Source organism: Pseudomonas yamanorum, from assembly GCF_900105735.1.
Taxonomy (GTDB): Bacteria; Pseudomonadota; Gammaproteobacteria; order Pseudomonadales; family Pseudomonadaceae; genus Aquipseudomonas; species Aquipseudomonas yamanorum.
Map to the genome: position 1 here is coordinate 5,217,133 of NZ_LT629793.1, position 25,028 is coordinate 5,242,160.

At 61.0% G+C, this 25,028-nt stretch carries 30 protein-coding genes; 24 read left to right on the plus strand and 6 right to left on the minus strand.

The window, feature by feature from the left end; genetic code table 11:
• Window positions 1–993, plus strand: coding sequence for a S49 family peptidase (locus BLU46_RS24570; RefSeq protein ID WP_093207304.1), 993 nt, complete (start codon window positions 1–3; stop codon window positions 991–993).
• A gap of 129 nt (window positions 994–1,122) precedes the next feature.
• On the opposite strand, the gene BLU46_RS24575 is transcribed toward BLU46_RS24570, so the two are convergent.
• Window positions 1,123–1,701, minus strand: coding sequence for a Maf family protein (locus BLU46_RS24575; RefSeq protein WP_063027932.1), 579 nt, complete (start codon window positions 1,699–1,701; stop codon window positions 1,123–1,125).
• A gap of 105 nt (window positions 1,702–1,806) precedes the next feature.
• Between BLU46_RS24575 and BLU46_RS24580 the strand changes: the two genes are divergently transcribed.
• The 21 genes from BLU46_RS24580 (at window position 1,807) to BLU46_RS24680 (ending at window position 20,183) form a co-directional block, all read left to right on the plus strand.
• A complete protein-coding gene (locus tag BLU46_RS24580; protein WP_017475815.1) occupies window positions 1,807–2,334 on the plus strand; it encodes a YceD family protein in 528 nt (175 codons plus the stop codon).
• A gap of 13 nt (window positions 2,335–2,347) precedes the next feature.
• The gene (gene rpmF, locus BLU46_RS24585; RefSeq protein WP_004371305.1) at window positions 2,348–2,530 is read left to right on the plus strand and encodes a 50S ribosomal protein L32; all 183 of its coding nucleotides are present in this window, start codon (window positions 2,348–2,350) and stop codon (window positions 2,528–2,530) included.
• Window positions 2,531–2,534: 4 nt separating this feature from the next.
• A complete protein-coding gene (gene plsX, locus BLU46_RS24590; protein WP_081253091.1) occupies window positions 2,535–3,545 on the plus strand; it encodes a phosphate acyltransferase PlsX in 1,011 nt (336 codons plus the stop codon).
• A gap of 126 nt (window positions 3,546–3,671) precedes the next feature.
• Complete coding sequence (fabD, locus tag BLU46_RS24595) at window positions 3,672–4,610, plus strand: ACP S-malonyltransferase (RefSeq protein WP_063027936.1); 939 nt, start codon at window positions 3,672–3,674, stop codon at window positions 4,608–4,610.
• Between the two features lie 31 nt (window positions 4,611–4,641).
• The gene (fabG, locus tag BLU46_RS24600; RefSeq protein WP_063027938.1) at window positions 4,642–5,385 is read left to right on the plus strand and encodes a 3-oxoacyl-ACP reductase FabG; all 744 of its coding nucleotides are present in this window, start codon (window positions 4,642–4,644) and stop codon (window positions 5,383–5,385) included.
• A gap of 192 nt (window positions 5,386–5,577) precedes the next feature.
• A complete protein-coding gene (gene acpP / locus BLU46_RS24605; protein ID WP_010165887.1) occupies window positions 5,578–5,814 on the plus strand; it encodes an acyl carrier protein in 237 nt (78 codons plus the stop codon).
• A gap of 110 nt (window positions 5,815–5,924) precedes the next feature.
• Window positions 5,925–7,169: a beta-ketoacyl-ACP synthase II gene (gene fabF, locus BLU46_RS24610; RefSeq protein ID WP_026077774.1), complete on the plus strand. Its 1,245-nt coding sequence runs from the start codon at window positions 5,925–5,927 to the stop codon at window positions 7,167–7,169.
• Window positions 7,169–7,984, plus strand: coding sequence for an aminodeoxychorismate lyase (gene pabC / locus BLU46_RS24615; RefSeq protein WP_093207308.1), 816 nt, complete (start codon window positions 7,169–7,171; stop codon window positions 7,982–7,984). Before fabF ends, pabC begins: the two co-directional genes overlap by 1 nt.
• Before the next feature lies 1 nt (window position 7,985).
• Window positions 7,986–9,116 carry an endolytic transglycosylase MltG gene (mltG, locus tag BLU46_RS24620; protein ID WP_093207313.1) on the plus strand — a complete coding sequence of 377 codons (1,131 nt, stop codon included), beginning with the start codon at window positions 7,986–7,988 and terminating at the stop codon, window positions 9,114–9,116.
• Window positions 9,117–9,135: 19 nt separating this feature from the next.
• Window positions 9,136–9,768 carry a dTMP kinase gene (gene tmk, locus BLU46_RS24625; protein ID WP_063027944.1) on the plus strand — a complete coding sequence of 211 codons (633 nt, stop codon included), beginning with the start codon at window positions 9,136–9,138 and terminating at the stop codon, window positions 9,766–9,768.
• Complete coding sequence (locus BLU46_RS24630) at window positions 9,761–10,750, plus strand: DNA polymerase III subunit delta' (protein ID WP_093207318.1); 990 nt, start codon at window positions 9,761–9,763, stop codon at window positions 10,748–10,750. Before tmk ends, BLU46_RS24630 begins: the two co-directional genes overlap by 8 nt.
• Window positions 10,751–10,813: 63 nt before the next feature.
• Window positions 10,814–11,599 carry a TatD family hydrolase gene (locus BLU46_RS24635; protein WP_093207321.1) on the plus strand — a complete coding sequence of 262 codons (786 nt, stop codon included), beginning with the start codon at window positions 10,814–10,816 and terminating at the stop codon, window positions 11,597–11,599.
• 437 nt (window positions 11,600–12,036) lie between these two features.
• Window positions 12,037–12,690: a TetR/AcrR family transcriptional regulator gene (locus BLU46_RS24640; RefSeq protein WP_004371278.1), complete on the plus strand. Its 654-nt coding sequence runs from the start codon at window positions 12,037–12,039 to the stop codon at window positions 12,688–12,690.
• A gap of 139 nt (window positions 12,691–12,829) precedes the next feature.
• Entirely contained in the window at window positions 12,830–13,798 is a 969-nt protein-coding gene (locus BLU46_RS24645; protein ID WP_093207326.1) for a GTP 3',8-cyclase MoaA, read from the plus strand.
• A 75-nt stretch (window positions 13,799–13,873) separates the two neighbouring features.
• Entirely contained in the window at window positions 13,874–14,479 is a 606-nt protein-coding gene (locus tag BLU46_RS24650; protein WP_063027950.1) for a DUF4823 domain-containing protein, read from the plus strand.
• Between the two features lie 17 nt (window positions 14,480–14,496).
• On the plus strand, window positions 14,497–15,057 hold the full coding sequence (locus BLU46_RS24655; RefSeq protein ID WP_093207331.1) for a DUF1285 domain-containing protein: 561 nt from the start codon (window positions 14,497–14,499) through the stop codon (window positions 15,055–15,057).
• A gap of 70 nt (window positions 15,058–15,127) precedes the next feature.
• Window positions 15,128–15,841, plus strand: a complete 714-nt coding sequence (locus tag BLU46_RS24660) for a GntR family transcriptional regulator (RefSeq protein WP_093207336.1) — start codon at window positions 15,128–15,130, stop codon at window positions 15,839–15,841.
• Entirely contained in the window at window positions 15,838–16,839 is a 1,002-nt protein-coding gene (locus BLU46_RS24665; RefSeq protein ID WP_063027956.1) for an ADP-ribosylglycohydrolase family protein, read from the plus strand. Before BLU46_RS24660 ends, BLU46_RS24665 begins: the two co-directional genes overlap by 4 nt.
• 197 nt (window positions 16,840–17,036) lie before the next feature.
• Window positions 17,037–18,503, plus strand: coding sequence for a purine-cytosine permease family protein (locus BLU46_RS24670; RefSeq protein WP_063027958.1), 1,467 nt, complete (start codon window positions 17,037–17,039; stop codon window positions 18,501–18,503).
• A complete protein-coding gene (locus BLU46_RS24675; protein WP_093207341.1) occupies window positions 18,496–19,416 on the plus strand; it encodes a PfkB family carbohydrate kinase in 921 nt (306 codons plus the stop codon). The genes BLU46_RS24670 and BLU46_RS24675 overlap by 8 nt, the downstream gene beginning before the upstream one ends.
• Before the next feature lie 38 nt (window positions 19,417–19,454).
• Window positions 19,455–20,183 (plus strand): class I SAM-dependent methyltransferase, encoded by a 729-nt coding sequence (locus tag BLU46_RS24680; RefSeq protein ID WP_093207344.1) that lies wholly within the window; start codon window positions 19,455–19,457, stop codon window positions 20,181–20,183.
• Between the two features lie 129 nt (window positions 20,184–20,312).
• Here the strand turns inward: BLU46_RS24680 and BLU46_RS24685 are convergent, their stop codons facing one another.
• The 5 genes from BLU46_RS24685 to BLU46_RS24705 all read right to left on the minus strand — a co-directional run bounded on the left by BLU46_RS24685 (window position 20,313) and on the right by BLU46_RS24705 (window position 23,437).
• Complete coding sequence (locus BLU46_RS24685; RefSeq protein ID WP_093207347.1) at window positions 20,313–20,693, minus strand: Rho termination factor N-terminal domain-containing protein; 381 nt, start codon at window positions 20,691–20,693, stop codon at window positions 20,313–20,315.
• Between the two features lie 56 nt (window positions 20,694–20,749).
• Window positions 20,750–21,016 carry a hypothetical protein gene (locus tag BLU46_RS24690; RefSeq protein WP_017475797.1) on the minus strand — a complete coding sequence of 89 codons (267 nt, stop codon included), beginning with the start codon at window positions 21,014–21,016 and terminating at the stop codon, window positions 20,750–20,752.
• 48 nt (window positions 21,017–21,064) lie between these two features.
• On the minus strand, window positions 21,065–21,412 hold the full coding sequence (locus tag BLU46_RS24695; protein WP_063027966.1) for a hypothetical protein: 348 nt from the start codon (window positions 21,410–21,412) through the stop codon (window positions 21,065–21,067).
• Between the two features lie 85 nt (window positions 21,413–21,497).
• Window positions 21,498–22,691 carry an MFS transporter gene (locus BLU46_RS24700; RefSeq protein ID WP_093207350.1) on the minus strand — a complete coding sequence of 398 codons (1,194 nt, stop codon included), beginning with the start codon at window positions 22,689–22,691 and terminating at the stop codon, window positions 21,498–21,500.
• An 86-nt stretch (window positions 22,692–22,777) separates the two neighbouring features.
• Window positions 22,778–23,437 (minus strand): HD domain-containing protein, encoded by a 660-nt coding sequence (locus BLU46_RS24705; RefSeq protein ID WP_063027970.1) that lies wholly within the window; start codon window positions 23,435–23,437, stop codon window positions 22,778–22,780.
• Between the two features lie 112 nt (window positions 23,438–23,549).
• On the opposite strand from BLU46_RS24705, the gene BLU46_RS24710 reads away from it, so the two are divergent.
• Both BLU46_RS24710 and BLU46_RS24715 read left to right on the plus strand, forming a co-directional pair.
• On the plus strand, window positions 23,550–24,029 hold the full coding sequence (locus tag BLU46_RS24710; protein ID WP_004371239.1) for a GNAT family N-acetyltransferase: 480 nt from the start codon (window positions 23,550–23,552) through the stop codon (window positions 24,027–24,029).
• 149 nt (window positions 24,030–24,178) lie between these two features.
• A complete protein-coding gene (locus tag BLU46_RS24715; protein ID WP_093207355.1) occupies window positions 24,179–25,000 on the plus strand; it encodes an SDR family oxidoreductase in 822 nt (273 codons plus the stop codon).
• Window positions 25,001–25,028: the final 28 nt, after the last annotated feature.

Sequence of the window (25,028 nt, forward strand, 5' to 3'; positions counted from 1 at the left end):
ATGACCGATGAGTGGAAGGCGCCTGAAAAGGCCAATGCCGATAACAATGGCGATGACAGAAGTTGGAAGTTGCTGGAGAAGACCCTGCTGGCCAGTGTCCAGGAGCAGCGTCGGTCCCGGCGTTGGGGGATCTTTTTCAAGCTCCTGACCTTTATTTATCTGCTGGGCATGCTGGCGCTGTTCAGTCCGCTGATGGACATGGAGAAGAGCGCCACCCGAAGCGGTAATTACACGGCATTGATCGAAGTGCGTGGGGTGATTGCCGACAAGGAGTCCGCCAGTGCCGACAATATCGTCAGCAGCCTGCGGGCCGCCTTCGAAGATACCAAGGTCAAGGCTGTGATTCTGCGCATCAACAGCCCGGGCGGCAGTCCGGTGCAATCGGGTTATGTGTATGACGAGATTCGCCGCCTGCGCGCCTTGCACCCGGACATCAAACTGTACGCGGTGATTTCCGATCTGGGTGCCTCGGGTGCCTATTACATCGCCAGCGCTGCCGACCAGATCTATGCCGACAAGGCCAGCCTGGTGGGTTCCATTGGTGTGACGGCGGCCGGTTACGGCTTTGTCGGCACGATGGAGAAGCTCGGGGTTGAGCGGCGTACCTACACGTCTGGCGAGCACAAGTCGTTCCTGGATCCATTCCAGCCGCAAAAGGCTGATGAGACCCAGTTCTGGCAGGGCGTGCTCGATACCACTCATCGGCAGTTTATTGCCAGCGTCAAGCAAGGGCGCGGTGACCGGCTCAAGGATAAAGAGCATCCGGAGTTGTTTTCCGGCCTGGTCTGGTCCGGTGAGCAAGCACTGCCACTGGGCTTGATCGACGGACTGGGCAGTGCCAGTTCTGTTGCGCGGGATGTGATTGGCGAGAAAGAACTGGTGGATTTCACCGTTCAGGAATCGCCGTTTGACCGCTTCTCGAAGAAGCTCGGCGCCAGTGTGGCTGAGCAGTTGGCGATGTGGATGGGCTTCCAGGGGCCAACCCTGCGCTGAGATCTTGAGCGTTACATGGCTCAACGTGTGGGAGCTGGCTTGCCTGCGATAGCATCACCTCGGTGCAACTGATGTACCGAGGTGTCTGCATCGCAGGCAAGCCAGCTCCCACATTTGTTTGTGGTGTTCTCAGGGAATCTGCACGCCTTCGGCCAGTAGCATGTCCACCAGTCGGATCAGTGGCAGGCCGACCAGGCTGGTTGCGTCCGGCCCCTCGGTGCTTTGAAACAGGCTCACCCCCAACCCTTCGGCCTTGAAGCTGCCAGCGCAGTCGTAGGGCTGCTCGATGCGCAGGTAGCGTTCGATGCGCGCCGTGTCCAGCGTGCGCATGTGCACGGTGAAGGGGATGCAGTCGACCTGGCAGTGGCCGGTGGTGCTGTTCAGCACGGCCAGGCCGGTGAGGAAGCTGACGCGCTTGCCACTGGCCGCCAGCAGTTGCTCGCGGGCCTTCTCAAAGGTGTGGGGCTTGCCGATGATCTGGCCGTCGAGGGCGGCAACCTGGTCCGAGCCGATAATCAGATGCCCTGGATGACTGCCGGCGAGGGCGCGGGCCTTTTCTTCGGCGAGGCGCTTCACCAGTGCCACGGCGGACTCGTCCGGGCGGTGGCTTTCGTCGATATCCGGCGAGCTGCAGATGAACGGCAAGTGCAGGCGGTTCAACAATTCCCGGCGATAAACCGAGCTGGAAGCGAGTAATAAAGGCAGCATGGGCGTCTCCTCAAGGCAGTCGCGGATTCTAGCGGGGAGGCCCGGAGACGGACAGGGCTGAATTTCCTTTGACATGGCTGGGTGCATCCCTATAATGCTGCGCCTATGTTGAATGACCCGATTCCACCTCACGTTGACCCGCGCAAATTGGCTGATCGTGGCACTACCCTTCAAGGTGAAGTGCTGCTGGCCGATTTGGAGAGACTCTGCGACCCGCTTTCCGACACTGTCGGTACGGTGCAGGCTAAATTCGTTTTTGAACGAGATGAACGTAAGTCTGTGGTAATCCACAGCTTTATCGACACCGAAGTCAAAATGGTTTGCCAGCGTTGTCTTGAGCTGGTCACCCTGCCGATCCACAGCGAATGCAGTTATGCTGTGGTGAAAGAGGGTGCGAATACCCAGTCGTTGCCGAAAGGTTATGACGTGCTGGAACTGGGCGAAGATCCTTTGGATCTGCAGTCACTGATCGAGGAGGAGCTTTTGCTCGCCTTGCCCATTGTGCCTGCTCATCATCCGGAAGAATGCCAGCAGCCGGCGGGTCTCGATGAGCCCGAACCGAGCGAGGACGAGGTAACGCGGTCCAACCCGTTCAGTGTATTGGCGCAGTTAAAGCGTGACCCAAACGTTTAGGAGTTAATCAATTATGGCTGTTCAGCAGAACAAAAAATCCCGCTCTGCCCGTGACATGCGTCGTTCCCACGACGCCCTGACGGCGAGCACTCTGTCTGTAGAAAAAACCACCGGTGAAGTTCACCTGCGTCACCACGTATCGCCAGAAGGCGTATACCGTGGCCGTAAAGTGATCGACAAGGGCGCTGACGAGTAATCACTTGTCTGCTCAAGTCATCGCGATTGACGCAATGGGCGGGGACTTCGGTCCCCGCAGCATTGTTCAGGCCTGTATTGCTTGCCTGTCTGCCACGCCCTCGCTGCACCTGACCCTCGTCGGTCAACCCTCCTTACTTGAAGAACTGATTGCCAGCCATCCGGCGGTGGATCGCGCGCGCCTGACTATTACGCCGGCCAGCGAAACCATCACCATGGATGAAAAGCCTGCACAGGCTTTGCGTGGCAAGCCTGATTCTTCGATGCGGGTGGCCCTGGAGCTGGTGCGTGACGGCAAGGCTCAAGCCTGTGTCAGTGCCGGCAACACCGGGGCGTTGATGGCGTTGTCCCGGCATGTGCTGAAAACCCTGCCGGGCATTGATCGGCCAGCGATGGTCGCGGCGATCCCGACCCAGCAAGGTTATTGCCAGTTGCTGGACCTGGGGGCGAACGTCGATTGCAGTGCCGAGCATCTGCTGCACTTTGCGTTGATGGGCTCGGTGGCGGCCGAAGCCCTGGGCGTGGCCCGGCCTCGGGTGGCATTGCTGAATATCGGCACCGAAGACATCAAGGGTAATCAGCAGGTCAAGTTGGCGGCGACGCTGTTGCAAAGCGCGCGAGGCTTGAACTACATCGGGTTTATCGAAGGTGACGGTCTGTACCGGGGCGAAGCGGACGTGGTGGTGTGCGACGGGTTTGTCGGCAATATCCTGCTCAAGTCCAGCGAAGGCCTGGCGACGATGATTGCTGCGCGCATCGAGGCCTTGTTCAAGCGCAACCTTGCGTCACGCGTGGTGGGCGCCCTGGCGCTGCCCTTGATGCGGCGCCTGCAGGCGGACCTGGCACCGGCGCGGCACAATGGCGCGAGTTTCCTGGGATTGCAGGGCATCGTGGTGAAAAGTCATGGCTCGGCGGGGGTGCAGGGTTTTCAAAGTGCTATCCAGCGCGCCTTGATCGAGATCCAGGAAAACCTGCCGCAACGCTTGCATGGCCGCCTTGAGGATCTGTTGCCTTAGGCGAATCGGGCCGGAAATGCTTAAATGTGACCGGCCAGTTCAATTGACCATCCAATCTGTCAGTTTCTTGCGCTCCCACCTGTGGGGCGCCAATTTCCGACGACCAGATCATTAGGGGCTTGTTACATGTCTACATCCCTCGCATTCGTCTTTCCAGGGCAGGGTTCGCAGTCCCTCGGCATGTTGGCCGAGCTGGGCGCGGAACATCCGCTGGTCCTGGAAACTTTCAAGGAAGCTTCCGATGCCTTGGGTTACGACCTGTGGGCACTGACCCAACAAGGGCCGGAAGCGCTGCTCAACCAAACCGACAAGACCCAGCCGGCCATCCTGACCGCCTCCATCGCCCTGTGGCGCTTGTGGCTGGCTGAAGGTGGTGCGCGCCCGGCTTACGTTGCCGGTCATAGCCTGGGCGAATACAGCGCCCTGGTGGCCGCTGGCAGCCTGACCCTCGGTGAAGCGGTCAAGCTGGTCGAGCGTCGTGGCCAGTTGATGCAGGAAGCGGTTCCGGCGGGACAGGGCGGCATGGCTGCCATTCTCGGCCTGGAAGATGCTGACGTGATTGCCGCCTGCGCCGAAGCGGCCCAGGGCGACGTGGTCAGCGCCGTGAACTTCAATTCCCCTGGCCAGGTGGTGATCGCCGGTGCCAAGGCCGCAGTAGAGCGCGCCATCGAAGGCTGCAAGGCCCGTGGCGCCAAGCGTGCGTTGCCGCTGCCGGTCAGCGTACCGTCCCACTGCGAACTGATGCGTCCGGCTGCCGAACGTTTTGCCGAGTCGATCGCGGCGATCAACTGGCAGGCGCCGCAGATTCCGCTGGTGCAGAACGTCAGTGCTGCGGTTGCTCCCGACCTGGAAACCCTCAAGCGCGACCTGCTGGAACAGCTGTACAAGCCGGTTCGCTGGGTTGAATCGGTGCAGACCCTGGCCGCCAACGGCGCCACTCAATTGGTCGAGTGCGGCCCGGGCAAAGTCCTGGCTGGCCTGAACAAGCGTTGCGCCGAAGGCGTGTCGACTTCCAACCTCAATACCCCGGATGCCTTTGCTGCTGCTCGCGCAGCCCTGGCCTGACCTTTAATTTCCGAACCTAGGAGAAGCCTGCATGAGTCTGCAAGGTAAAGTTGCACTGGTCACCGGCGCTAGCCGTGGCATTGGCCAGGCGATCGCCCTGGAGCTGGGCCGTCTGGGCGCTGTGGTCATCGGTACCGCAACCTCCGCCGCCGGCGCCGAGCGTATTGCTGCGACGCTGAAGGAACACGGCGTTCAGGGCACCGGTCTTGAACTGAACGTGACCAGCGATGAGTCCGTGGCTGCCGTCCTGGCGGAAATCACGGCGAAATTCGGTGCACCGGCTATTCTGGTGAACAATGCTGGTATCACCCGCGATAACCTGATGATGCGCATGAAAGACGACGAGTGGCATGACGTCGTTGATACCAACCTGAACAGTCTGTTTCGCCTGTCCAAGGGTGTTTTGCGCGGTATGACCAAGGCTCGTTGGGGCCGAATTATCAATATTGGCTCCGTAGTGGGTGCCATGGGCAACGCAGGCCAAGTAAACTACGCAGCCGCCAAGGCCGGTCTGGAAGGTTTCAGCCGTGCACTGGCGCGTGAAGTGGGCTCGCGGTCGATTACGGTCAATTCGGTGGCCCCAGGGTTCATCGATACCGATATGACCCGTGAATTGCCTGAAGCGCAGCGTGAAGCGTTGCTGACGCAGATTCCGCTGGGTCGTCTGGGCCAGGCTCAAGAGATCGCGAATGTGGTCACTTTCCTGGCATCCGACGGTGCGGCATACGTGACTGGGGCTACAATCCCGGTTAACGGCGGGATGTACATGAGTTAAATTGTGACGGATCGCTTCAAAAAAATGTCATACGAGCTGTCTAAAATCCGTTATAAAGCTGCAATCTATTTATAGGCAGATGGCCAATAGGGTACGAGGGTGAAGCTTTCAGTTGAAAAGCTGAAAAGCCTTTCTATACACTTACCCACTGGCCAGCTGCCTGAATTTGTCCATTAGGAGTGAAAACACGGTATGAGCACCATCGAAGAGCGCGTCAAGAAAATCGTTGCTGAGCAACTGGGCGTTAAAGAAGAAGAAGTGACCAACACTGCTTCCTTCGTTGAAGACCTGGGTGCCGACTCCCTTGACACCGTTGAGCTGGTGATGGCTCTGGAAGAGGAATTCGAGACCGAAATCCCGGACGAAGAAGCTGAAAAAATCACTACCGTTCAAGCTGCCATCGACTACGTTACTAGCCACCAGGCGTAATAGTTTGTAATCGTCGCTTGCTGTGATGGAAAAACCGCACTGCCCTATGGCGTGCGGTTTTTTCCTTTAAGCCTGATGCAAAGTGTCGTCATTAGAAAAAGGAGAGTGCTGTGTCGCGTAGACGCGTCGTAGTCACCGGTATGGGTATGTTGTCGCCACTGGGTACGGATGTGCCGAGCAGTTGGCAGGGCATTCTGGCTGGCCGCAGTGGTATTGGTCTGATCGAACACACGGACCTTTCTGCCTATTCCACCCGTTTTGGCGGCTCGGTAAAGGACTTCAATGTCGAGGAATATCTCTCGGTCAAAGAGTCCCGCAAACTCGACCTGTTCATTCAATACGGCCTGGCAGCCGGTTTTCAGGCGGTCCGTAATGCCGGCCTGGAAGTCACCGACGCCAACCGTGAGCGCATCGGCGTGGCCATGGGTTCGGGTATTGGCGGTCTGACCAATATCGAAGAAACCAGCCGCACGTTGCACGAGTCTGGCCCCCGTCGAATTTCACCGTTCTTCGTGCCTGGCTCGATCATCAACATGATTTCCGGTTTCCTGTCCATCCACTTGGGTGCCCAGGGGCCTAACTACGCCATCTCTACGGCGTGCACCACGGGCACTCACTGCATCGGCATGGCGGCGCGCAATATCGCCTACGACGAAGCCGACGTGATGATCGCTGGCGGCGCCGAAATGGCGGCCTGCGGCCTGGGCATGGGGGGGTTCGGCGCGTCCCGTGCACTGTCGACCCGCAATGACGAGCCGACCCGTGCCAGCCGTCCGTGGGACAAAGGCCGTGACGGTTTTGTACTGGCCGACGGCGCCGGAGCCCTGGTCCTCGAAGAGCTGGAGCACGCGAAAGCCCGTGGCGCTACCATCTACGCCGAACTGATTGGCTTCGGCATGAGCGGTGATGCGTATCACATGACCTCGCCGCCGTCTGACGGTGCGGGTGCTGCCCGCTGCATCACCAATGCGTTGCGTGATGCCAAGGTCAACGCTGACCAGGTGCAGTACATCAACGCCCACGGCACTTCGACCCCGACGGGCGACCTGGCGGAAGCCGAGGCCATCAAGTCGGTGTTCGGCGAGCACGCCTACAAGCTGGCGGTCAGCTCCACCAAGTCCATGACCGGCCACCTGTTGGGTGCGGCGGGCGCGGTCGAGGCGATCTTCAGTGTGCTGGCCATCAAGGATCAGGTCGCTCCGCCGACCATCAACCTCGATGAGCCGGATGAGGGCTGCGACCTGAACTTCGTGCCTCATGAGGCGCAGAAGATGCCGATCGACGTGGTGTTGTCCAACTCCTTCGGTTTTGGTGGTACCAACGGTTCCCTGGTGTTCCGCCGGTTCGCCGAGTGATGGAAAGCTGGGTTGACGGTCAGCCGGCGGGCGCAGTGCCCCTGAAAGACCGTGGCCTGGCGTACGGTGATGGCCTGTTCGAGACCATTGCCGTCAAGGCCGGGCAGCCCGTGTTGCTCGACCGCCACCTGCAGCGCCTCGGTGAGGGCTGCAGGCGGTTGGCGATTGTTGCGGATCAGCCGTTGATCCGCAGCGAATTGCTAGCCTATGCCGCCGCCCTCGGCGACGGTGTGCTCAAATTGATCCTGACCCGTGGCGACAGCCAGCGCGGTTACGGCATCAGCGCTGGCGCTCCCCCGCGGCGTATTCTGCAAGGCAGTCCACCTGCCACTTATCCCCCGGAACATGCAGCGTCAGGCATTCGCCTGTTTGCGTGTACCACCCGTTTGTCCGAACAACCGTTGCTCGCAGGCCTCAAGCACCTCAATCGCTTGGAACAGGTATTCGCCCGCGCCGAGTGGCAGGGTGCCGATCACGCCGAAGGTTTGATGCTGGATATGTCCGGTCGAGTCATCGAAGGCGTGTTCAGCAACCTGTTCCTGGTGTGTGACGGCGTGTTGCTGACCGCTGATCTGAAGCGCTGTGGGGTCGCCGGCGTCATGCGGGCCGAGGTGTTGGCCCAGGCTCAGGCGTTGGGCATCCCGACCCGTGTGGCCGACATCAGCCTTGAGCAACTGCAACAGGCTGACGAAGTCTTTGTGTGCAACAGCGTATATGGCATTTGGCCGGTGCGCGGATGTGCTGCGATGAGCTGGTCGGTTGGGCCGCTCACCCGTAAACTGCAGGGCATTGTTCGCGCACTATTGGATATTTGATTTGAGACGTAAATTTGTATTGTTGCTGGAGATCGGCCTGGTCCTGGCGGGTTTGCTGCTGGGCGCTTCGGCCTGGAAGCTGAACTCGGCCCTTGAGCAGCCGCTGAATCTGACCCAGGAGCAATTGCTGGACGTACCGGCCGGCGCGACGCCCACCGGCACCTTCAATCGTCTTGAAAATGACGGCGTACTCAAGGATGCGTTCTGGTTGCGTCTTTACTGGCGCTTCAACCTCGACGGCCAGCCGCTGCACAGTGGTGAATACCGCATGACCTCGGGCCTCACCGCCGAGGGCCTGATCGGTTTGTGGCAGCGTGGCGAAGTGGTGCAGTACAGCATCACGCTGGTGGAAGGCTGGAACTTCCGCCAGGTGCGCGCCGCCCTGGCCAAGCATGAAAAGATCGAGCAAACCCTGTCGGGCCTGAGTGACAGTGAGGTGATGGAAAAGCTCGGCCACCCTGGTGTCTTCCCTGAAGGCCGCTTTTTCCCCGACACCTACCGCTTCGTACGTGGCATGAGCGACGTCGAACTGCTGAAAAAATCCTACAACCGTCTGGACGATGTCCTCGCCCAGGAGTGGAGCAAACGCGCCGCCGATGCGCCGTACACCGAACCCTATCAAGCGCTGATCATGGCCTCGCTGGTCGAGAAAGAAACCGGCGTGCCGGAAGAGCGCGGCCAGATCGCCGGAGTGTTCGTGCGACGCATGCAGATCGGCATGCTGCTGCAAACCGACCCGACGGTGATCTACGGCCTCGGCGAGCGCTACACGGGCAAGCTGACCCGTGCGCACCTCAAGGAAGCCACGCCCTACAACACCTATGTGATCGCCGGCCTGCCGCCGACGCCGATTGCCATGGTCGGACGTGAGGCGATTCATGCCGCGCTGAACCCGGTGGCCGGTAGCAGCCTGTATTTTGTCGCTCGTGGCGATGGCAGCCATATCTTCTCGGATAACCTGGATGCACATAACGCGGCGGTGCGCGAGTTTCAGATGAAGCGTCGTGCCGATTACCGTTCCAGCCCGGCGCCCGCGCCCGCATCGGCGGCGAAACCTGAAGACGCACCGGTTGATACGCCCGCCGAGCCAACTCCTGCACCCGATGACACCGCGCCGCAAAGCTCGCAATGACTCTGACTAAGGACTGCCTGTGACTGGCTTGTTTATTACCCTGGAAGGCCCGGAAGGCGCCGGCAAAAGCACCAACCGCGAATACCTTGCCGAGCGCCTGCGCGCCGAAGGTATCGAGGTGCTGCTGACCCGCGAGCCCGGCGGCACGCCGCTGGCCGAGCGCATTCGTGAAGTGCTGCTGACCCCGGGCGACGAACAGATGAACCCTGACACCGAGCTGCTGCTGGTGTTTGCTGCCCGCGCCCAGCACCTGGCCGAAGTCATTCGCCCGGCGCTGGCCCGTGGCGCGGTGGTGATTTGTGACCGGTTTACCGATTCCACCTATGCCTATCAGGGCGGCGGTCGTGGCTTGTCCCTTGAGCGCATTGCGACGCTGGAAACCTTCGTCCAGGGCGATTTGCGGCCCGACCTGACCCTGGTGTTCGACCTCCCGGTGGAAGTCGGCATGGCCCGCGCCACCGCCCGGGGTCGCCTCGATCGTTTCGAACTGGAAACCCGAGTGTTTTTTGAAGCTGTGCGCAGCGCGTTTCTCAAGCGCGCCGAAGCCGACCCCGCCCGTTATTACCTGCTGGACGCCGCGCAACCGCTGACTCAGGTTCAGCAGTGCATCGACGCCCTGTTGCCGAAGCTTGTGGAGCGTGTCCGTGGCTGAAACCTATCCGTGGCAGGACAGCCTCTGGCAGCAACTGGCTGGCCGTGCCCAGCACGCCCACGCCTACTTGCTCCACGGCCCGGTGGGCATCGGCAAGCGCGCCTTGGCCGAGCGGTTGATGGCCAGCTTGTTGTGCCAGCGGCCCAACGGGCTGGAAGCCTGTGGGGAATGTAAATCCTGCATGCTGCTCAAGGCCGGCAGCCACCCCGACAACTACCTGCTGGAACCGGAAGAAGCCGATAAGGCGATCAAGGTCGACCAGGTGCGTGATCTGGTCAGCTTCGTGGTGCAGACCGCGCAGATGGGCGGGCGCAAAGTGGTGCTGATCGAGCCAGTGGAATCGATGAACATCAACGCGGCCAACGCCTTGCTCAAAAGCCTGGAAGAACCTTCTGGCGATACCGTGCTGCTGCTGGTCAGCCACCAGTCCAGCCGCCTGCTGCCGACCATCCGCAGCCGCTGCGTGCAACAGGCCTGCCCGTTGCCGAGCGAAGCCATGAGCCTGCAATGGCTGGCCCAGGCACTGCCGGAGTGTGGCGAGGCCGAGCGCGTCGAGTTGCTGACCCTGGCGGCCGGCTCGCCCCTGGCGGCGGTCAAACTCCAGGCCCAAGGCGTACGTGAACAGCGTGCGTTGGTGGTGGATGGCGTGAAGAAGTTGCTCAAGCAGGAACTGTCTGCAACGCAACTGGCCGAAAGCGCATGGAAAGACATTCCCTTGTTGCTGCTGTTCGACTGGTTCTGCGACTGGTCGAGCCTGATCCTGCGCTACCAGCTGACCCAGGACGAAAACGGCCTGGGCCTGGCGGACATGCGCAAGGTGGTGCAATACCTCGCGCAGAAGAGTGCCCAGGACAAGGTCTTGAACATTCAGGACTGGATCCTCGCCCAGCGCCAGAAGGTCCTGGGCAAGGCCAACCTCAACCGCGTGCTGTTGCTTGAGGCCTTGCTGGTGCAATGGGTCGGCTTGCTCGGCCGCCGTTAATTTCAACGGCCGACGGGTGTATCGTTGGCCAGACACTTTCCGTGACTCAAGTTGTAGATCCCTATGCTCGTAGATTCCCATTGCCACCTTGATCGCCTCGACCTGGCCCAGCACGACGGCTCCCTTGACGCCGCTCTCGAAGCCGCGCGCCAGCGCGGGGTAGGGCACTTCCTGTGCATCGGCGTCAGTGCGGAAAACGCCGCCGACGTCAAAGCCCTGGCCGATCGTTATGCCGACGTCGATTGCTCGGTGGGCATTCACCCGCTGGACCTGAAGCCTGGCGAAGCCCCGGCCCTCGACTGGCTGCTCGGCGAACTCAATCACCCACGCGTGGTGGCTATCGGCGAGACCGGCCTGGATTACCACTATGAACCGGAAGCCGCCGAGTTGCAGCAGGCGTCGTTCCGTCTGCACCTGCAAGCCGCTCAGCAGACTGGCAAACCCGTGATCGTCCACACCCGTGGCGCCCGTGCCGACACCCTGACCCTGCTGCGCGAGGCCGCGCTGCCCCAGGCCGGTGTGCTGCATTGCTTCACGGAAGACTGGGACATGGCCAAGGCCGCCCTCGACCTCGGCTTCTACATTTCCTTGTCGGGCATCGTGACCTTCCGCAACGCCGACGCCCTGCGGGATGTCGCGCGCCAGGTACCGGCAGACCGCCTGCTGGTGGAAACCGATTCGCCGTACCTGGCGCCAATTCCTCATCGCGGCAAACCCAACCTGCCGGAATACGTACGTGATGTGGCGGATTACCTGGCGATGCTGCGGGGCGAATCCTACGAGCGCTTCGCCGAACAGACCACCGAGAACTTCAAGCGTCTGTTCCCGCTGGCCCACGTCGGCCACTAAATCGCAGGCAAAAAAAACCCGGGTTCTGGGGGGTGAATCCGGGCTAAGACCATTAGGAGTAAAACAAGGGCACGCAGTCCGTCGGTACCCAGGTCGACGCGTCACTTGGGGGAGATGCCACGCCGACATTTCAAGTATTGATCAGTATCCGATTCAGTCCAGCCGCATCTGATCGTTTTTTAAACAGATTTGGAATACGCGCGCTTCGGTTGAGTTCTCATGGGGTGCGATGCACAGGTGGCAATCCCCCGTTTTATTTCTGACTCAAATCGGCTGATTCGTTGGCGTGCTGTAAGTTAAGTGCAAAGGTTGTTCATATAGGCGTTGCCCAGCGACCGTTCAGTCGGGATAATCCCGCGCACCGGGTAAAACGTTCCGACAAGCACCGCTTGGGGCACGCCACCCTCCCAATATCCATCTCTGCAGACCTTTTTCTTATGCACAAAGAACCCCGCAAGGTCCGTGAGTTTCGCCGCCGCGAGCAGGAAATTCTCGACACCGCACTCAAGCTGTTCCTCGACCAGGGTGAAGACAGCGTCACCGTCGAGATGATTGCGGATGCCGTGGGTATCGGCAAAGGCACCATCTACAAGCACTTCAAGTCCAAGGCCGAGATCTACCTGCGCCTGATGCTCGACTACGAGCGTGACCTGAACGAGTTGCTGCACTCGGCCGATGTCGACAAGGACAAGGAAGCGCTGTCCCGCGCCTACTTTGAGTTCCGCATGCGTGACCCGCAGCGCTACCGCCTGTTTGATCGCCTGGAAGAGAAAGTGGTGAAAGGCCATCAGGTGCCGGAAATGGTCGAGGAGTTGCACAAGATCCGCGCCTCGAACTTCGAGCGCCTGACCCTGCTCATCAAGGGTCGCATCAGCGAAGGCAAGCTCGAAGACGTGCCGCCGTATTTCCACTACTGCGCCGCCTGGGCGTTGGTGCACGGCGCCGTGGCGCTGTACCACTCGCCGTTCTGGAGCAATGTGCTGGAAGATCAGGAAGGTTTTTTCCAATTCCTGATGGACATCGGCGTGCGCATGGGCAACAAGCGCAAGCACAGCACCGATTTGCCTAACGCTGAAACGCCGGCCACTTGAATCATTCGCCAGCGTGATGGCGATATGATTTCCTGCCCAGCGCAGTAACCCAGGAATATACTCAGGCAAGGACCTTGCTAAAACTTGATTTTTCAGTCAGGTTTTGGCGTGCCCGAATTATCCTCTGCCGGAGTGATCCATGATCGTTGATCGTCAAGGCAGGCGATTCCGCAATTTGCGGATCAGCCTGACCTCAGCCTGCAATTACGCCTGTACCTACTGCGTGCCCAACGGCAAGCGGCTGGTGGCTGCGCAGGACGAACTGTCGGCCGAGGCAATGGCTCGTGGCGTCGAGTACCTGATCGAGGCTGCTGGCATTGAACGCCTGCGCATTACCGGTGGTGAACCGTTGGTCAGTCCCAAGCTGGAAGCCTTCATGGGCGCAGTGGGGCAGATGGGCCTCAGTGACATCAGCCTGACCACCAACGGCCAACTGCTGGCGCGCAAACTGCCGCTGCTGGTGGAGGCAGGCATTCGCCGAATCAACGTCTCCCTCGATACCCTGGACGCCGACGCCTTCCGCAGCATCGCTCGCGGTGGCGACCTGGCCACCGTGCTTGATGGCATGGACCAGGCCAGCGCCGCCGGAATCAAGATCAAGGTCAACATGGTGCCGTTGCGCGGCCAGAACCTTGATCAGGTGATGCCGCTGCTCGACTACTGCCTGGAGCGTGGCTACGAGCTGCGCTTTATCGAATTGATGCGCATGGGCCACCTGGCCACCGACTCCAACGCGTTCCTGCAGCAATTCGTCAGCCTTCAGCAATTGCTCAGCCTGATCGGCGAACAACACGAATACCTGCAAGCCAACGCTCCGGTGGACGCCACTGCCGTGCGTTACGAAGTGCCCGGCAAAGGCTTCTTCGGTGTCATTGCCAATGAAAGCGTGCCGTTCTGCCGGACCTGCTCGCGTTTGCGCCTGTCGTCCACCGGCTGGCTGCATGGCTGCTTGTCGTCGAGCAACCGCCACTACGTCGGCGACCTGCTGGACAAACCCCGCCACCAGGCTCTGCCGGCCTTGCAGCGCTTGTTGGTCAAGGCCTTGGGCGACAAGCAGGAGGTGGCATTCTCCGGCGGCGCCACCATCATGAAGATCATCGGCGGCTAGTCCCGCAAGCTGGCGCAAAATCTGCATCTCGTGCCCATTCGCCGGTTTTCCGTCACCGGCCTTTGGAGAATTAGGATGCGTAGTCTGGTTTTGGTGCTGGCGTCACTCGCGCTGGGTGGCTGCATGACCGTCAGTGATATGGCCGAAGGCACGCGCTATCAGATGAGCGACGCCGGGCTGCTGGACCACAGCGATACTCGCCGCGTCAATTCGGTCCGCATACAGCCGGACTCCTTCGTTTTCATCGCCCAGGGCGCCTTCACCCCGCCGGGCAGCGCCTATCCACGGCCTAACGTGGTGGCCGAGGAAGCCTTCAACGGCTTTGTCGAATACTTCCCGATGGTCCGCCGCGCCCGCAAACCCGAAGGCCTGGAACAGGCGATGTCTGAAGCCCGCGCGGCCGGTGCGCATTACCTGCTGTACTGCCGCTTTGCCCAGGCGGATGACCGGATCGGCAACGCCGATGAATGGTCTGACCAGGAGGCGGTGGATCGCCTGGGTATCGACACCGGCACCATTCAGGTCATGTTGATTGAGACCAGCACCCAGTATTTGATTGATACTGTGCGGATTCACAGCCGTGGCGGTTTACTGACGTTCCACGACAACAAGCCTGATGATCTGATCGGCAAGCCCCTGGCGCACTACGCGCGCAGCCTGTTGGGCATGAGCGATCAGTAAGACACAAGGAGTACAGCATGAGCGATTCGGCCAAGGCCAATGACCTGTTGGCGCAATTGCCCAAGGGCAAGGGGCCCGCACCGGTGCATCTGTGGAACCCGGATTTTTGCGGCGATATCGACATGCGCATTGCCCGCGATGGCACCTGGTTCTATATGGGCACGCCGATTGGCCGCAAGCCGATGGTCAAGCTGTTCTCCAACATCATCCGCCGCGATGGCGATGATTACTTCCTGATCACCCCGGTGGAAAAGGTCGGGATCAAGGTCGATGACGCGCCCTTTGTCGCCGTCACCCTGGAAGTTGAAGGGCAGGGCGAAAGCCAGGTGCTGCGCTTTACCACCAATGTCGATGAACAGGTCGAGGCCGGTATCGAACATCCGCTGCGGGTGGTGATTGACCCGGAAACCCAGGAACCCTCGCCGTACCTGCGGGTGCGCACCAACCTCGAAGCCTTGGTCCATCGCAATGCGTTCTATCAGTTGGTGGAGTTGGCGGTGACCCGTCCGATCAACGGTAAGAACTGGCTTGGCGTCTGGAGCGGCGGGGTATTTTTCCCCATCGGCCTGGAGCCCTGAGGCTGATTTCTCGCTCTCCCTGAAATAATTCGCTTGCTGAAGCCGGGCGCTTTCGGTTATAAATTTGTACATGATTAGACATGTCCGATTTGATAAGAAAAAACGCGTCGTCGACGAGCTGATCCGCCGTATCGAGGGTGGAGTGATGGCTGACGGTGTCCTGCTGCCAGGCGAGCATCAGTTGGCCGAAGAGTTTTCCGTCAGCCGCGGCACCCTGCGTGAAGCCCTGGCCGAACTCAAGCGCCGCAGCTACATCGCCACTCAGAGCGGTGTGGGCTCCATCGTCACTTTCGACGGTATGGTGCTCGACCAGCGCAGCGGCTGGGCCCAGGCCCTCGCCGACACCGGCGCAGTGGTCACCTCCGAAATCCTGCGCCTGGAAGCAGTCACCCGCCCGGACCTGCTCAGCAGTCACGGCAGTGACCAATTCATCGCCCTCGATCGCCGCCGTCGCGCCGCCGACGGCACGCTCGTGTCCCTGGAGCGCTCGCTGATGCCGGCCTCCGGTGGTCTCGAGAGCCTGCCGCAAGTCGGCCTGATCGATAACTCCCTGACCATCACCCTGGCAGCCTACGGCTACGTCGGCGCCACCGGCAGCCAATGGATCGGTGCCGAGCCGTTGAACGAAGAAGACGCCCAATTGCTGGGGCGGCCGGTGGGCACGGTGTTCCTCAAGGCCCTGCGCACCACGTACGACCGGCAGGACCGGTTCATGGAATCCGTCGAAAGCCTGCTCGACCCTCTGCACTTCCGCCTGCACCTTCAATTTGGAACACCGACATGACCGCCACCACCCGCGCCCTCGGCGCCTTCTATGGCCTGGCCCTGGGCGATGCGTTGGGCATGCCCACCCAGTCCCTGAGCCGCGAGCAGGTCAAGGCGCGTTTCGGCGCGATCACCGCCCTGGAAGATGCCGACGCCGATCAGCCGATCGCACCGAACATGCCCAAGGGGTCGATCACCGATGACACCGAACAGGCGATTCTCGTCGGCCAGTTGCTGGTAGACGGCCAAGGCAAGATTGAACCCACCGAACTGGCCCAGCGCCTGATCGACTGGGAAGCGGTGATGCGCGCCAAGGGATCCCAGGATTTGCTGGGCCCGTCCACCAAACGGGCGATCGACATGATCCTGGCGGGCCATACCCCGGAAGAATCCGGGCGCTACGGCACTACCAATGGCGCCGCCATGCGCATCACCCCGGTGGGCATCGCGGCGGACGTCAATGACCCTGCGCAGTTTATCCAGGCGGTGATCCAGGCGTGCCAGGTCACACACAACACCAACCTGGGCATCTCCAGCGCCGCAGCCGTGGCCGCGGTAGTTTCCGCCGGGATCAACGGTGTCGACCTGGGCGAAGCGCTGAACATCGGCACCCAGATCGCCCAGCAGGCGGAAAACCATGGCCACTGGATTGCCGGTGGGCGCATCGCCACCCGCATCAGTTGGGCGCGCACCTTGAGCGTCGACAGCGGCGACAAGGCGCTGTTTACCGACCTGCTCTACGAATTGATCGGCACCTCGGTGGCGTCCCAGGAATCGGTGGTGGTGTCGTTTGCCCTCGCACAGCAAGTCGCGGTGGGTGAAGTGAATGCCTTCGAAGCCCTGTGCATGGCCGCCAGCCTTGGCGGCGACACCGACACCATCGCCGCGATTCTCGGCGCAATGCTCGGTGCGTGCCTGGGGATGCAGTGCTGGCCTGAGGCGATGATTGAGCAGGTCAAGCAGGTTAACGGCCTGGAACTGGAACCCTTGGTCCAAGGCCTGCTCGATCTGCGCTGAGCACCGCAGATCAAAAATGTGGGAGCTGGCTTGCCTGCGATAGCGGTCGATCAGTGAATGCATCATCGGCTGACACTTCGCTATCGCAGGCAAGCCAGCTCCCACATTGATCGCGCCGAGTCAGGACGACCGGAACACAGATTCAACTTGCCAACCTGCCACAACCACAAAAAAACAGGCATCAGGAGCACCCCACCATGAGTACGTCCTCTTCCGGCCAAAGCGCCGGGCAATTGGAAACACGCGGCATCGAGCCGGTCCCGGAAGGCGAGTGCAACGGCCATCCGCTGCAACTGTTCTGGGTCTGGTTTGCGGCCAACATCAGCATCCTCGGCTTGCCCCTGGGCGCGACCCTCGTGGCGTTTCGCGGCCTGGCAATCTGGCAGGCAATCATCGTGGCGATCCTCGGCGCCGCCGGCTCGTTTGCGGTGGTGGGCATCATCTCCATCGCCGGCCGTCGTGGCCGTGCACCGAGCCTGACCCTGTCCCGGGCGATCTTTGGCGTACGCGGCAATATCGGCCCGACGCTGGTGTCGCTGATGTCGCGTCTGGGCTGGGAAACCGTCAACACCACCACGGCGGCATTCGTGCTGCTGTCGTTGTGCTCGATCCTGTTCAACTCGCCGGTTGCCGCCAAAAGCGCGCCGGTACTGACCCTGCTGTTCATTGGCATCTTCGTGCTGCTGACCCTCGCCGTATCGGGCCTGGGCCACGCCACCTTGCTGGTGATCCAGAAGTGGGCCACCTACGTGTTCGGCGCACTGAATATCCTGGTGGGCGGTTTCCTCTGCGCCACCATCGACTGGAGCGCGGTGTTCAACGCCACGCCAGCGCCGTTGAGCGCGATGATCATCGGCATCGGCACCATGGCGGCCGGTACCGGCATCGGCTGGGCCAACGCCGGTGCCGACATGTCGCGCTACCAGCACCGCAGCGTCAAGGCCGTGCGCCTGGTAGCGTCTGCCGCCTTCGGTGCGGGGATTCCGCTGGTGCTGTTGATCACCCTCGGCGGTTTGCTGTCGGTGGGCAACAACGACCTGGCGTCGGCCACTGACCCGATCATCGCGATCCGCGACATGCTGCCGACCTGGATGGCCGTGCCATACCTGATCACCGCGTTTGGCGGGCTGCTGTTGTCCAACAACCTGTCGGTGTACTCGGCTGGCCTCACCACCTTGACCCTCGGCTTGAAGGTCAAGCGCGTGCACGCGGTGATCGTCGACATCGTCGCGATCTTCGCCGGGTCGATCTACTTCATGCTGATCGCCGACAGTTTCTATGGTCCGTTCATCACCTTCATCTCGTTGCTGGCGGTGCCAATCACCGCCTGGGTCGGGATCTTTGTGGTCGACCTGATCCATCGCCATTACTACAGCCCCAAAGACCTGCTGGACGTGACGCCAAGCAGTGCCTACTGGTATCGCGGCGGGGTTGAATGGCGTGCATTTGGCGCCTGGGCGATTGCGATTGTGCTGGGTTTCAGCTTCACCACCATCGGCACGACGGCCGAGAACATCTGGTTCGCCGGGCCGCTGTCCGATTCGTGGCTGGGCCATAACGGCCTGGGTTGGATCGTCACCTTCCTGGTGGCCGGCGGGATTTACGCGGTACTGGGTGGCGCGGCTGATCGTCGTCCGGCTTTGGTAGAGAGCGCTAATGTCTAGATTGCTGCACAGCGGCCAGGTCATCGTCGACCTGGTCATGTCCCTCGACACATTGCCCGCCACCGGCGGCGATGTATTGGCCAACTCCGCCAGCTTCGAAGCCGGCGGCGGCTTCAACGTGATGGCCGCCGCCCGACGCAACGGGTTACCGGTCGTGTATCTGGGCCGTCACGGCAACGGCCGCTTCGGTGATCTGGCACGTGCGGCAATGCAAGCCGAAGGCATTGAAATGGCCCTGGCTGCCAGCGACGACAAAGACACCGGCCTGTGTGTGTCCCTGACCGAAGTCACCACCGAGCGCACCTTCATCTCCCACATCGGCGCCGAAGGTGACCTGCTGGCGCAAGACCTGGCCAGCGCAGTGCCCCACGCCGACGACTATGTGTACGTCAGCGGCTACAGCCTGCTGCTGGAGGGCAAGGCCCGGGCGTTGCTCGATTGGCTGCTGGCGTTGCCGCAGGAGATCACCGTGGTGTTCGATCCGGGCCCGCTGGTGAAGGCACCGGACTCGGCCTTGATGGTCGCCCTGTTGCCGCGTATCGACATCTGGACCAGCAACGGTCCGGAAGCACTGGCCTTCACCGGCGCCAGCGACCTTGCGGGCGCATTGCTCAAGCTCAACGACCACCTGTCCGCCGACACCTTGCTGGTGGTGCGCGATGGGCCGAATGGCTGTTGGGTCAGCCGTAACGGGCAGGCCGAACATGTGCCGGGATTCAAGGTCCAGGCGGTGGACAGCAATGGTGCGGGAGATGCCCACGCCGGAGTGTTTATCGCCGGCCTGGCCAACTGTTTGGCGCCTGTTGTCGCGGCACGTCGCGCGAATGCGGCGGCGGCCTTGGCGGTCACGCGCTGGGGGCCGGCCACGTCACCGGGCACGGCTGAAGTGGACGCGTTGTTGAGTGCGGGCTGATTCGGCAGAATAGTCGCCATTCAGCATGGAGCAGCGTCATGACCCAGAACATCTACGACACCGAGGTTTTCTTCGAGGGCTACAGCAAAATGGGGCGCTCGGTAGAAGGCCTCGCCGGCGCTCCGGAGTGGCCGGCGTTGCAAGCCATGCTGCCGTCGATGCCGGGGTTGAAAGTGGTGGACCTGGGTTGCGGCTATGGCTGGTTCAGTCGTTGGGCCCAAGAGCAGGGCGCCGAACAGGTGCTGGGGCTGGATGTCTCGCAAAAGATGCTGGCGCGAGCAAAGGAGATGACGTCCACTTCGGCGATTACTTACGGCATCGCCGACCTGGAAAAACTCGACCTTCCGGATGCCGCTTTCGACCTGGCCTACAGCTCATTGGCGTTTCATTACATCGTCGATCTGAAAGGCCTGTTCGCGCGCATCCATCAAGCGTTGGTCCCGGGCGGGCGGTTGGTGTTTTCCATCGAACACCCGATCTTCATGGCGCCTCGGCAACCGGACTGGCTGATTGATGAGCAAGGGCGCAAGAGCTGGCCGGTGGACAGCTATCAATTGGAAGGGCCACGGGTGACCAACTGGTTGGCGGATGGCGTGATCAAGCAGCATCGCACGGTTGGCACGTTGCTGACGCTGTTGATCCAGGCAGGGTTCACCCTGACCCATGTAGACGAGTGGGGCCCCAGCGAAGCGGACCTGAAGGCCCGCCCCGCACTGGCAGAAGAGCTTGAGCGCCCAATGATGCTACTGGTGGCCGCCCACCGCTGATTCCGTGGCTGCAAACCCGATCAAAAAATGTGGGAGCGGGCTTGCTCGCGAAGGCGGTGGGTCAGCCAATGAATCTGGCACTGATACACCGCCTTCGCGAGCAAGCCCGCTCCCACATTTTGATCCGCTTTAACCGGCCTTTTTCAGCGCCTCAATCAACTCATCTTTACGCATCGTCGAGCGCCCGGGAATGTCCTTGGCGCGCGCTTCCTTCAGCAAGCTTTCCTTGGTCTGTGTACTCAGCGAAACCCTGCTGTTACGCGGATGCCCTTCACGACTGGCCGCAGCCCGCTTGGCCGACTCATGCCGGTCCTGGGACTTCTTCGCCGGGGCCTTGTGCTGGCCTGAACCGCCGGCCTTTTCGCCGCCGCCAGACTGCTTGTTGACGGTGGCCCAGGCCCGGGCCTCGGCTTCTTCTTTCGACAAGCCCTGGTGCCCATAACTCGCTTCGATATGAGCGGCCTTGCGCTTCTGTTCGGTGGTGTATTTGGCTTTGCTTCCACGAGGCATTGCGATACTCCTCCTGGTTCTGGCCCTTCGCGAAGGGCCAGGCCAGACAAAGTGCGTTACTGGCCCGCTTCGCTTTCCAGCTTGCGAGCCGCTTCCACGCCGGACGCGGTGAGCTTGATCGGCAGGTTCAGCGCGTGTTCCCCGGCATCGTTGCAGGTCACATGGCCTTCCTTGATCCACCCGCGGTCCTGCAAGGTGGCCAAGGCGCTGGCCACCACTTTTTCACCTCGGTAGTTGTCCAGCACTTCCTTGCCCAACCCACTGGGATGAGCGTGGAGCAGACGCGTGAGGACTTCTTTTTCAAGGTTGTGATCGACGTTCATGCATACCTCTTCACTGGGAAATGGTTGGGTGTTCGTCTTTCTCGCGGATTAAGGCGCTGGCTGTTTTGGCGCACCAGGGATGTTGGAGTCATCGCCTTTATTGATCGAAGGTGAAGTGGCGCCAGGGCCCATTTTGCCGTTAGGCACCGCACCGCTGTTGCGATTGGTGTCGTCGCCCTGGGTGCGTGGGTCTCTGCTGTTGTCGATGATGGCGCCGCCGTTGGTGTCCATGCCGGTGCCCATCGAGTCCTTCGACTCTTGAGTGGCCGGGTTGGGCGGGCTGCCGACAGGGTCGGTCGGGCCGGTGCTGGAACCTGTGGAGGCGGCAAAGCTGCTCAGCGAAACCGCAGACAGCAAACCGGTGAGGGCGAGGGCGGCAAATTTGGAAGTCGTCATGATGGTGTCTCCATATGATTAATGTCCTTACCTGATATTGGTCCGCCCCTGTTTGCGATTCGTGCCTCGATACCGACGAACGGTCTTACGTCGCTTGTAAGATTTTGTGTGGCGCGATTCGGCGCCAGATCAGCCGCGCCACTGTGATCAGCCAATTGAGCAAAGCCACGGCCAGCACGCTCATCAACAAGGTGGGCATGCCGTATTCGACGATGACCTTGCCCGCCAGCAACGGGAAACCGAACACCCCGATAAAGTACGCCAGGCTGAACAACAGCAACGCCTGGGAGGTGGTGCCGGCGGGCGCCTCGTTGGCGGCCAAACCATTGATCACCGAATACGTCAGGCCATAACCGACCCCCAGGGTGACGGCTGCCAGCAAGTAGCTGTAGTTGCCGCTGACCCTGAACCCAAACAGGAAAATCGACACCAGCATCAACCCCGACAACACACACGCCGCCCAATACGGATCACGCTTGACCACGATGCCGGCGATCAGCAGGCGGCTGGTAATCGCCGCACTCATGAAGCCCAGGAAGAACAGCGAATAGTCCAGCCCGTGCAGCGCCGCGTAGCTGGTCTGGAAACTCGACAGCCCGCCAAACACGCAACCGCCGAGGCCCACCATGATGAGCGCGAACACCGCTTTCGATGACAGCACCTGGCGCGTGGCCGACCAGGAAATCTTCGACGCCGGCGCAGCGTGCTGACTGAGGGCGCGACCCAGACGCCAGAAAATCACCACGCCCGTAAGGCTCGCCAGCGCCGCAATAAAAAATGCCGCCGTCAGCGAAAAATCCAGCGCACTTGCCGCCCGTCCCAACAGCGGCCCGGAACCGATTCCGGTCATCATGCTGCCCGACAGCAGGGCGAAATATTTGGCCCGCTGTGCCGGTTCCACCAGCATCGCCACGATGATCGGCCCCAGCGTATAGAACACGCCCCAGCCCAATCCCAACGACAAGCCAAAGAACATCAAGCCCTCGCCAAATCCCGGTGTCAGCGCAAAGCCCAGGCATGCCACCACCAGCAATACGCCGAGCAGGGCAATCGACCTGGCGGCTCCCAGCAGGTCCGCCAGATGCCCGGAAACCAGCACCGCCACAAAGGTGCTGAGCATTGCCATGGAGATCACGCTGCCGGCGTCGTGTTCGTTGCCGCCGCGTGAATGGATCAGCAGCGACAGCAAGAATGTCGAGCCATAGGACAAGGAAAGCAGGTAGCTGGCGAGGCAGAAAAGAGCGAACAGTTTTCCACCAACCGCAGGTGAGGCGTGCATGGAGAAGCCTTGCGTCTGTTGGATTTATGCCCAACTTTTTACCATGCACGGCGCGCGGGATTGTTCTGTGGTTCGCGGTGCTTGGGTTAGCCCGCAGCGGAGTATGGTGTGCCGATTTCTTCGATGAACAGGTCCATGAATCCCTTCAGCCGCTCATGGCGCGCCAGGGCCATGCGTTGCCCCGTCGGCGTCTGAAATCCGCCCGCCAGATGCAGCAGCTTGGTCTGGAAATGGTCGAGGCAAAAGCGCTTGTCGTCGTACTCACGGCGCTGTGCCGTTGGGTCCGCCGGGTCATACAGCCCGCTGCCCATGCGCCCTGCGATGTAAAACGTGCGGGCCACGCCGATCATGCCCAGGGAATCCAAGCGGTCGGCATCCTGCATAATCTTTGCTTCAAGCGTTACCGGCGTCAGGCCCGCCGAAAAGCTGTGGGTCTCGATGGCATGCGTCACCGCTGTGATCGTCTCGGGCTGCCACGCCAACCCCTGCAAAATCTCCCCGGCCTTGTCCGCCGCCAATGTTGAGGCCTTGGACCGCAACGGCGAATTCTTCTCCACCGCGACGCAGTCATGCAGCAGCACCGCCGCCAGCAGCACCTCCAGATCGCCACCTTCCTCTGCCTGGATCGACCGCACGTTGTGCCACACCCGTTGCAAATGGGACAGGTCATGGGCGCCGTCTTCCGAAGGCTCAAGGGCGTGAGGCAATAACGTCGCGGCGAGGTCGGTCAAGGGCGTGAAGGGCATGGGGATTCTCAAAGGTCGATAGCCTGCAGGTTAGCCGCGAATGAAATTGCACTGCAATCGGTCATTAAAGCGCCTTAGTATGTGTGCTCTCTTTCCCTGACAAGGCCTGCCCATGACCATCGAGATTCGCCCCGCCGTGCCCAGCGATGCTGCGCAGATCCTGACCTTCATCACCGAGCTGGCCGACTACGAAAAAGCCCGGCACGAAGTGATCGCCAGCGTGGTGGACATCGAGCGCAGCCTGTTCAGCGAAGGCGCCACCGCCCACGGCCTGATCTGCCTGCGGGACGGTTTGCCGATCGGCTTTGCGGTGTTCTTTTTCAGTTACTCCACCTGGCTCGGCAGCAACTGCCTGTACCTCGAAGACCTGTACATCAACCCCGAGCAACGCGGCGGCGGGGCGGGCAAGAAGTTGCTGCGCCATCTGGCGAAAATCGCCTGCGACAATGGCTGTGGGCGTTTCGAGTGGAGCGTGCTGGACTGGAACGAGCCGGCCATTGCGTTCTACAAATCCATCGGCGCCCAGCCACAGGAAGAGTGGGTGCGCTACCGCATGGAAGGCGATGCCTTGAGGGATTTCGCCCAAGGTTGAAGGCCCATAAAGAGCCGGCTATCACAGCCGGTTTTTTTATACATTTGCTCACTATATGGGATGATAATTTATATATTGAGATGTTTTGGTTTCTGGGTTTATAGTCTTGCGCATCAGCACTCACTACCAAAAACAAAACAGGTGAAGCGATGCAGGCACAACCGTTGTCCTTACCTCCGGTGCCCGAGCCGACTTACGGCGAGCGACTGAAGAACAAAGTCGTGGTCATCACCGGTGCTGCCCAAGGCATAGGCGAGGCCATCGTCGCGTGCTTCCAGGCCCAGCAGGCGCGCCTGGTGATCGGTGATATCCAGGGTGAGAAGGTCGAGAAGGTCGCGGCTCACTGGCGAGAGCGTGGCGCCCAGATCTACGCGCAAGCCGTCGACATCAGTTCCAAGGATCAATGGCGCGCCCTGGTGGACGTGGCCATCGAACGCTTTGGCCGCGTGGATGTACTGGTCAACTGCGCCGGCGTCAACGTGTTCCGCGACCCGCTGGAAATGACCGACGAAGACTGGCGCCGCTGTTTCGCCATCGACCTCGACGGCGCCTGGTATGGCTGCCGCACCGTGTTGCCGCACATGATCGAGCAGGGCATCGGCAACATCATCAACATCGCCTCCACCCATTCCAGCCACATCATTCCCGGCTGCTTCCCGTACCCGGTGGCCAAGCACGGCCTGCTGGGGCTGACCCGCGCACTGGGCATCGAATACGCGCCCAAGGGCATCCGCGTAAATGCCATCGCGCCGGGCTATATCGAAACCCAACTCAACGTCGATTACTGGAACGGCTTTGCCGACCCCCACGCCGAGCGTCAGCGCGCCTTTGACCTGCACCCGCCCAAGCGCATCGGCCAGCCGATTGAAGTGGCGATGACGGCACTGTTTCTTGCGACCGATGAGGCGCCCTTTATCAATGCCACCTGCCTGATGATCGATGGCGGGCGGTCGGTGATGTACCACGATTAACAGGTTTCCAAATAACAAGAAGAGGTGG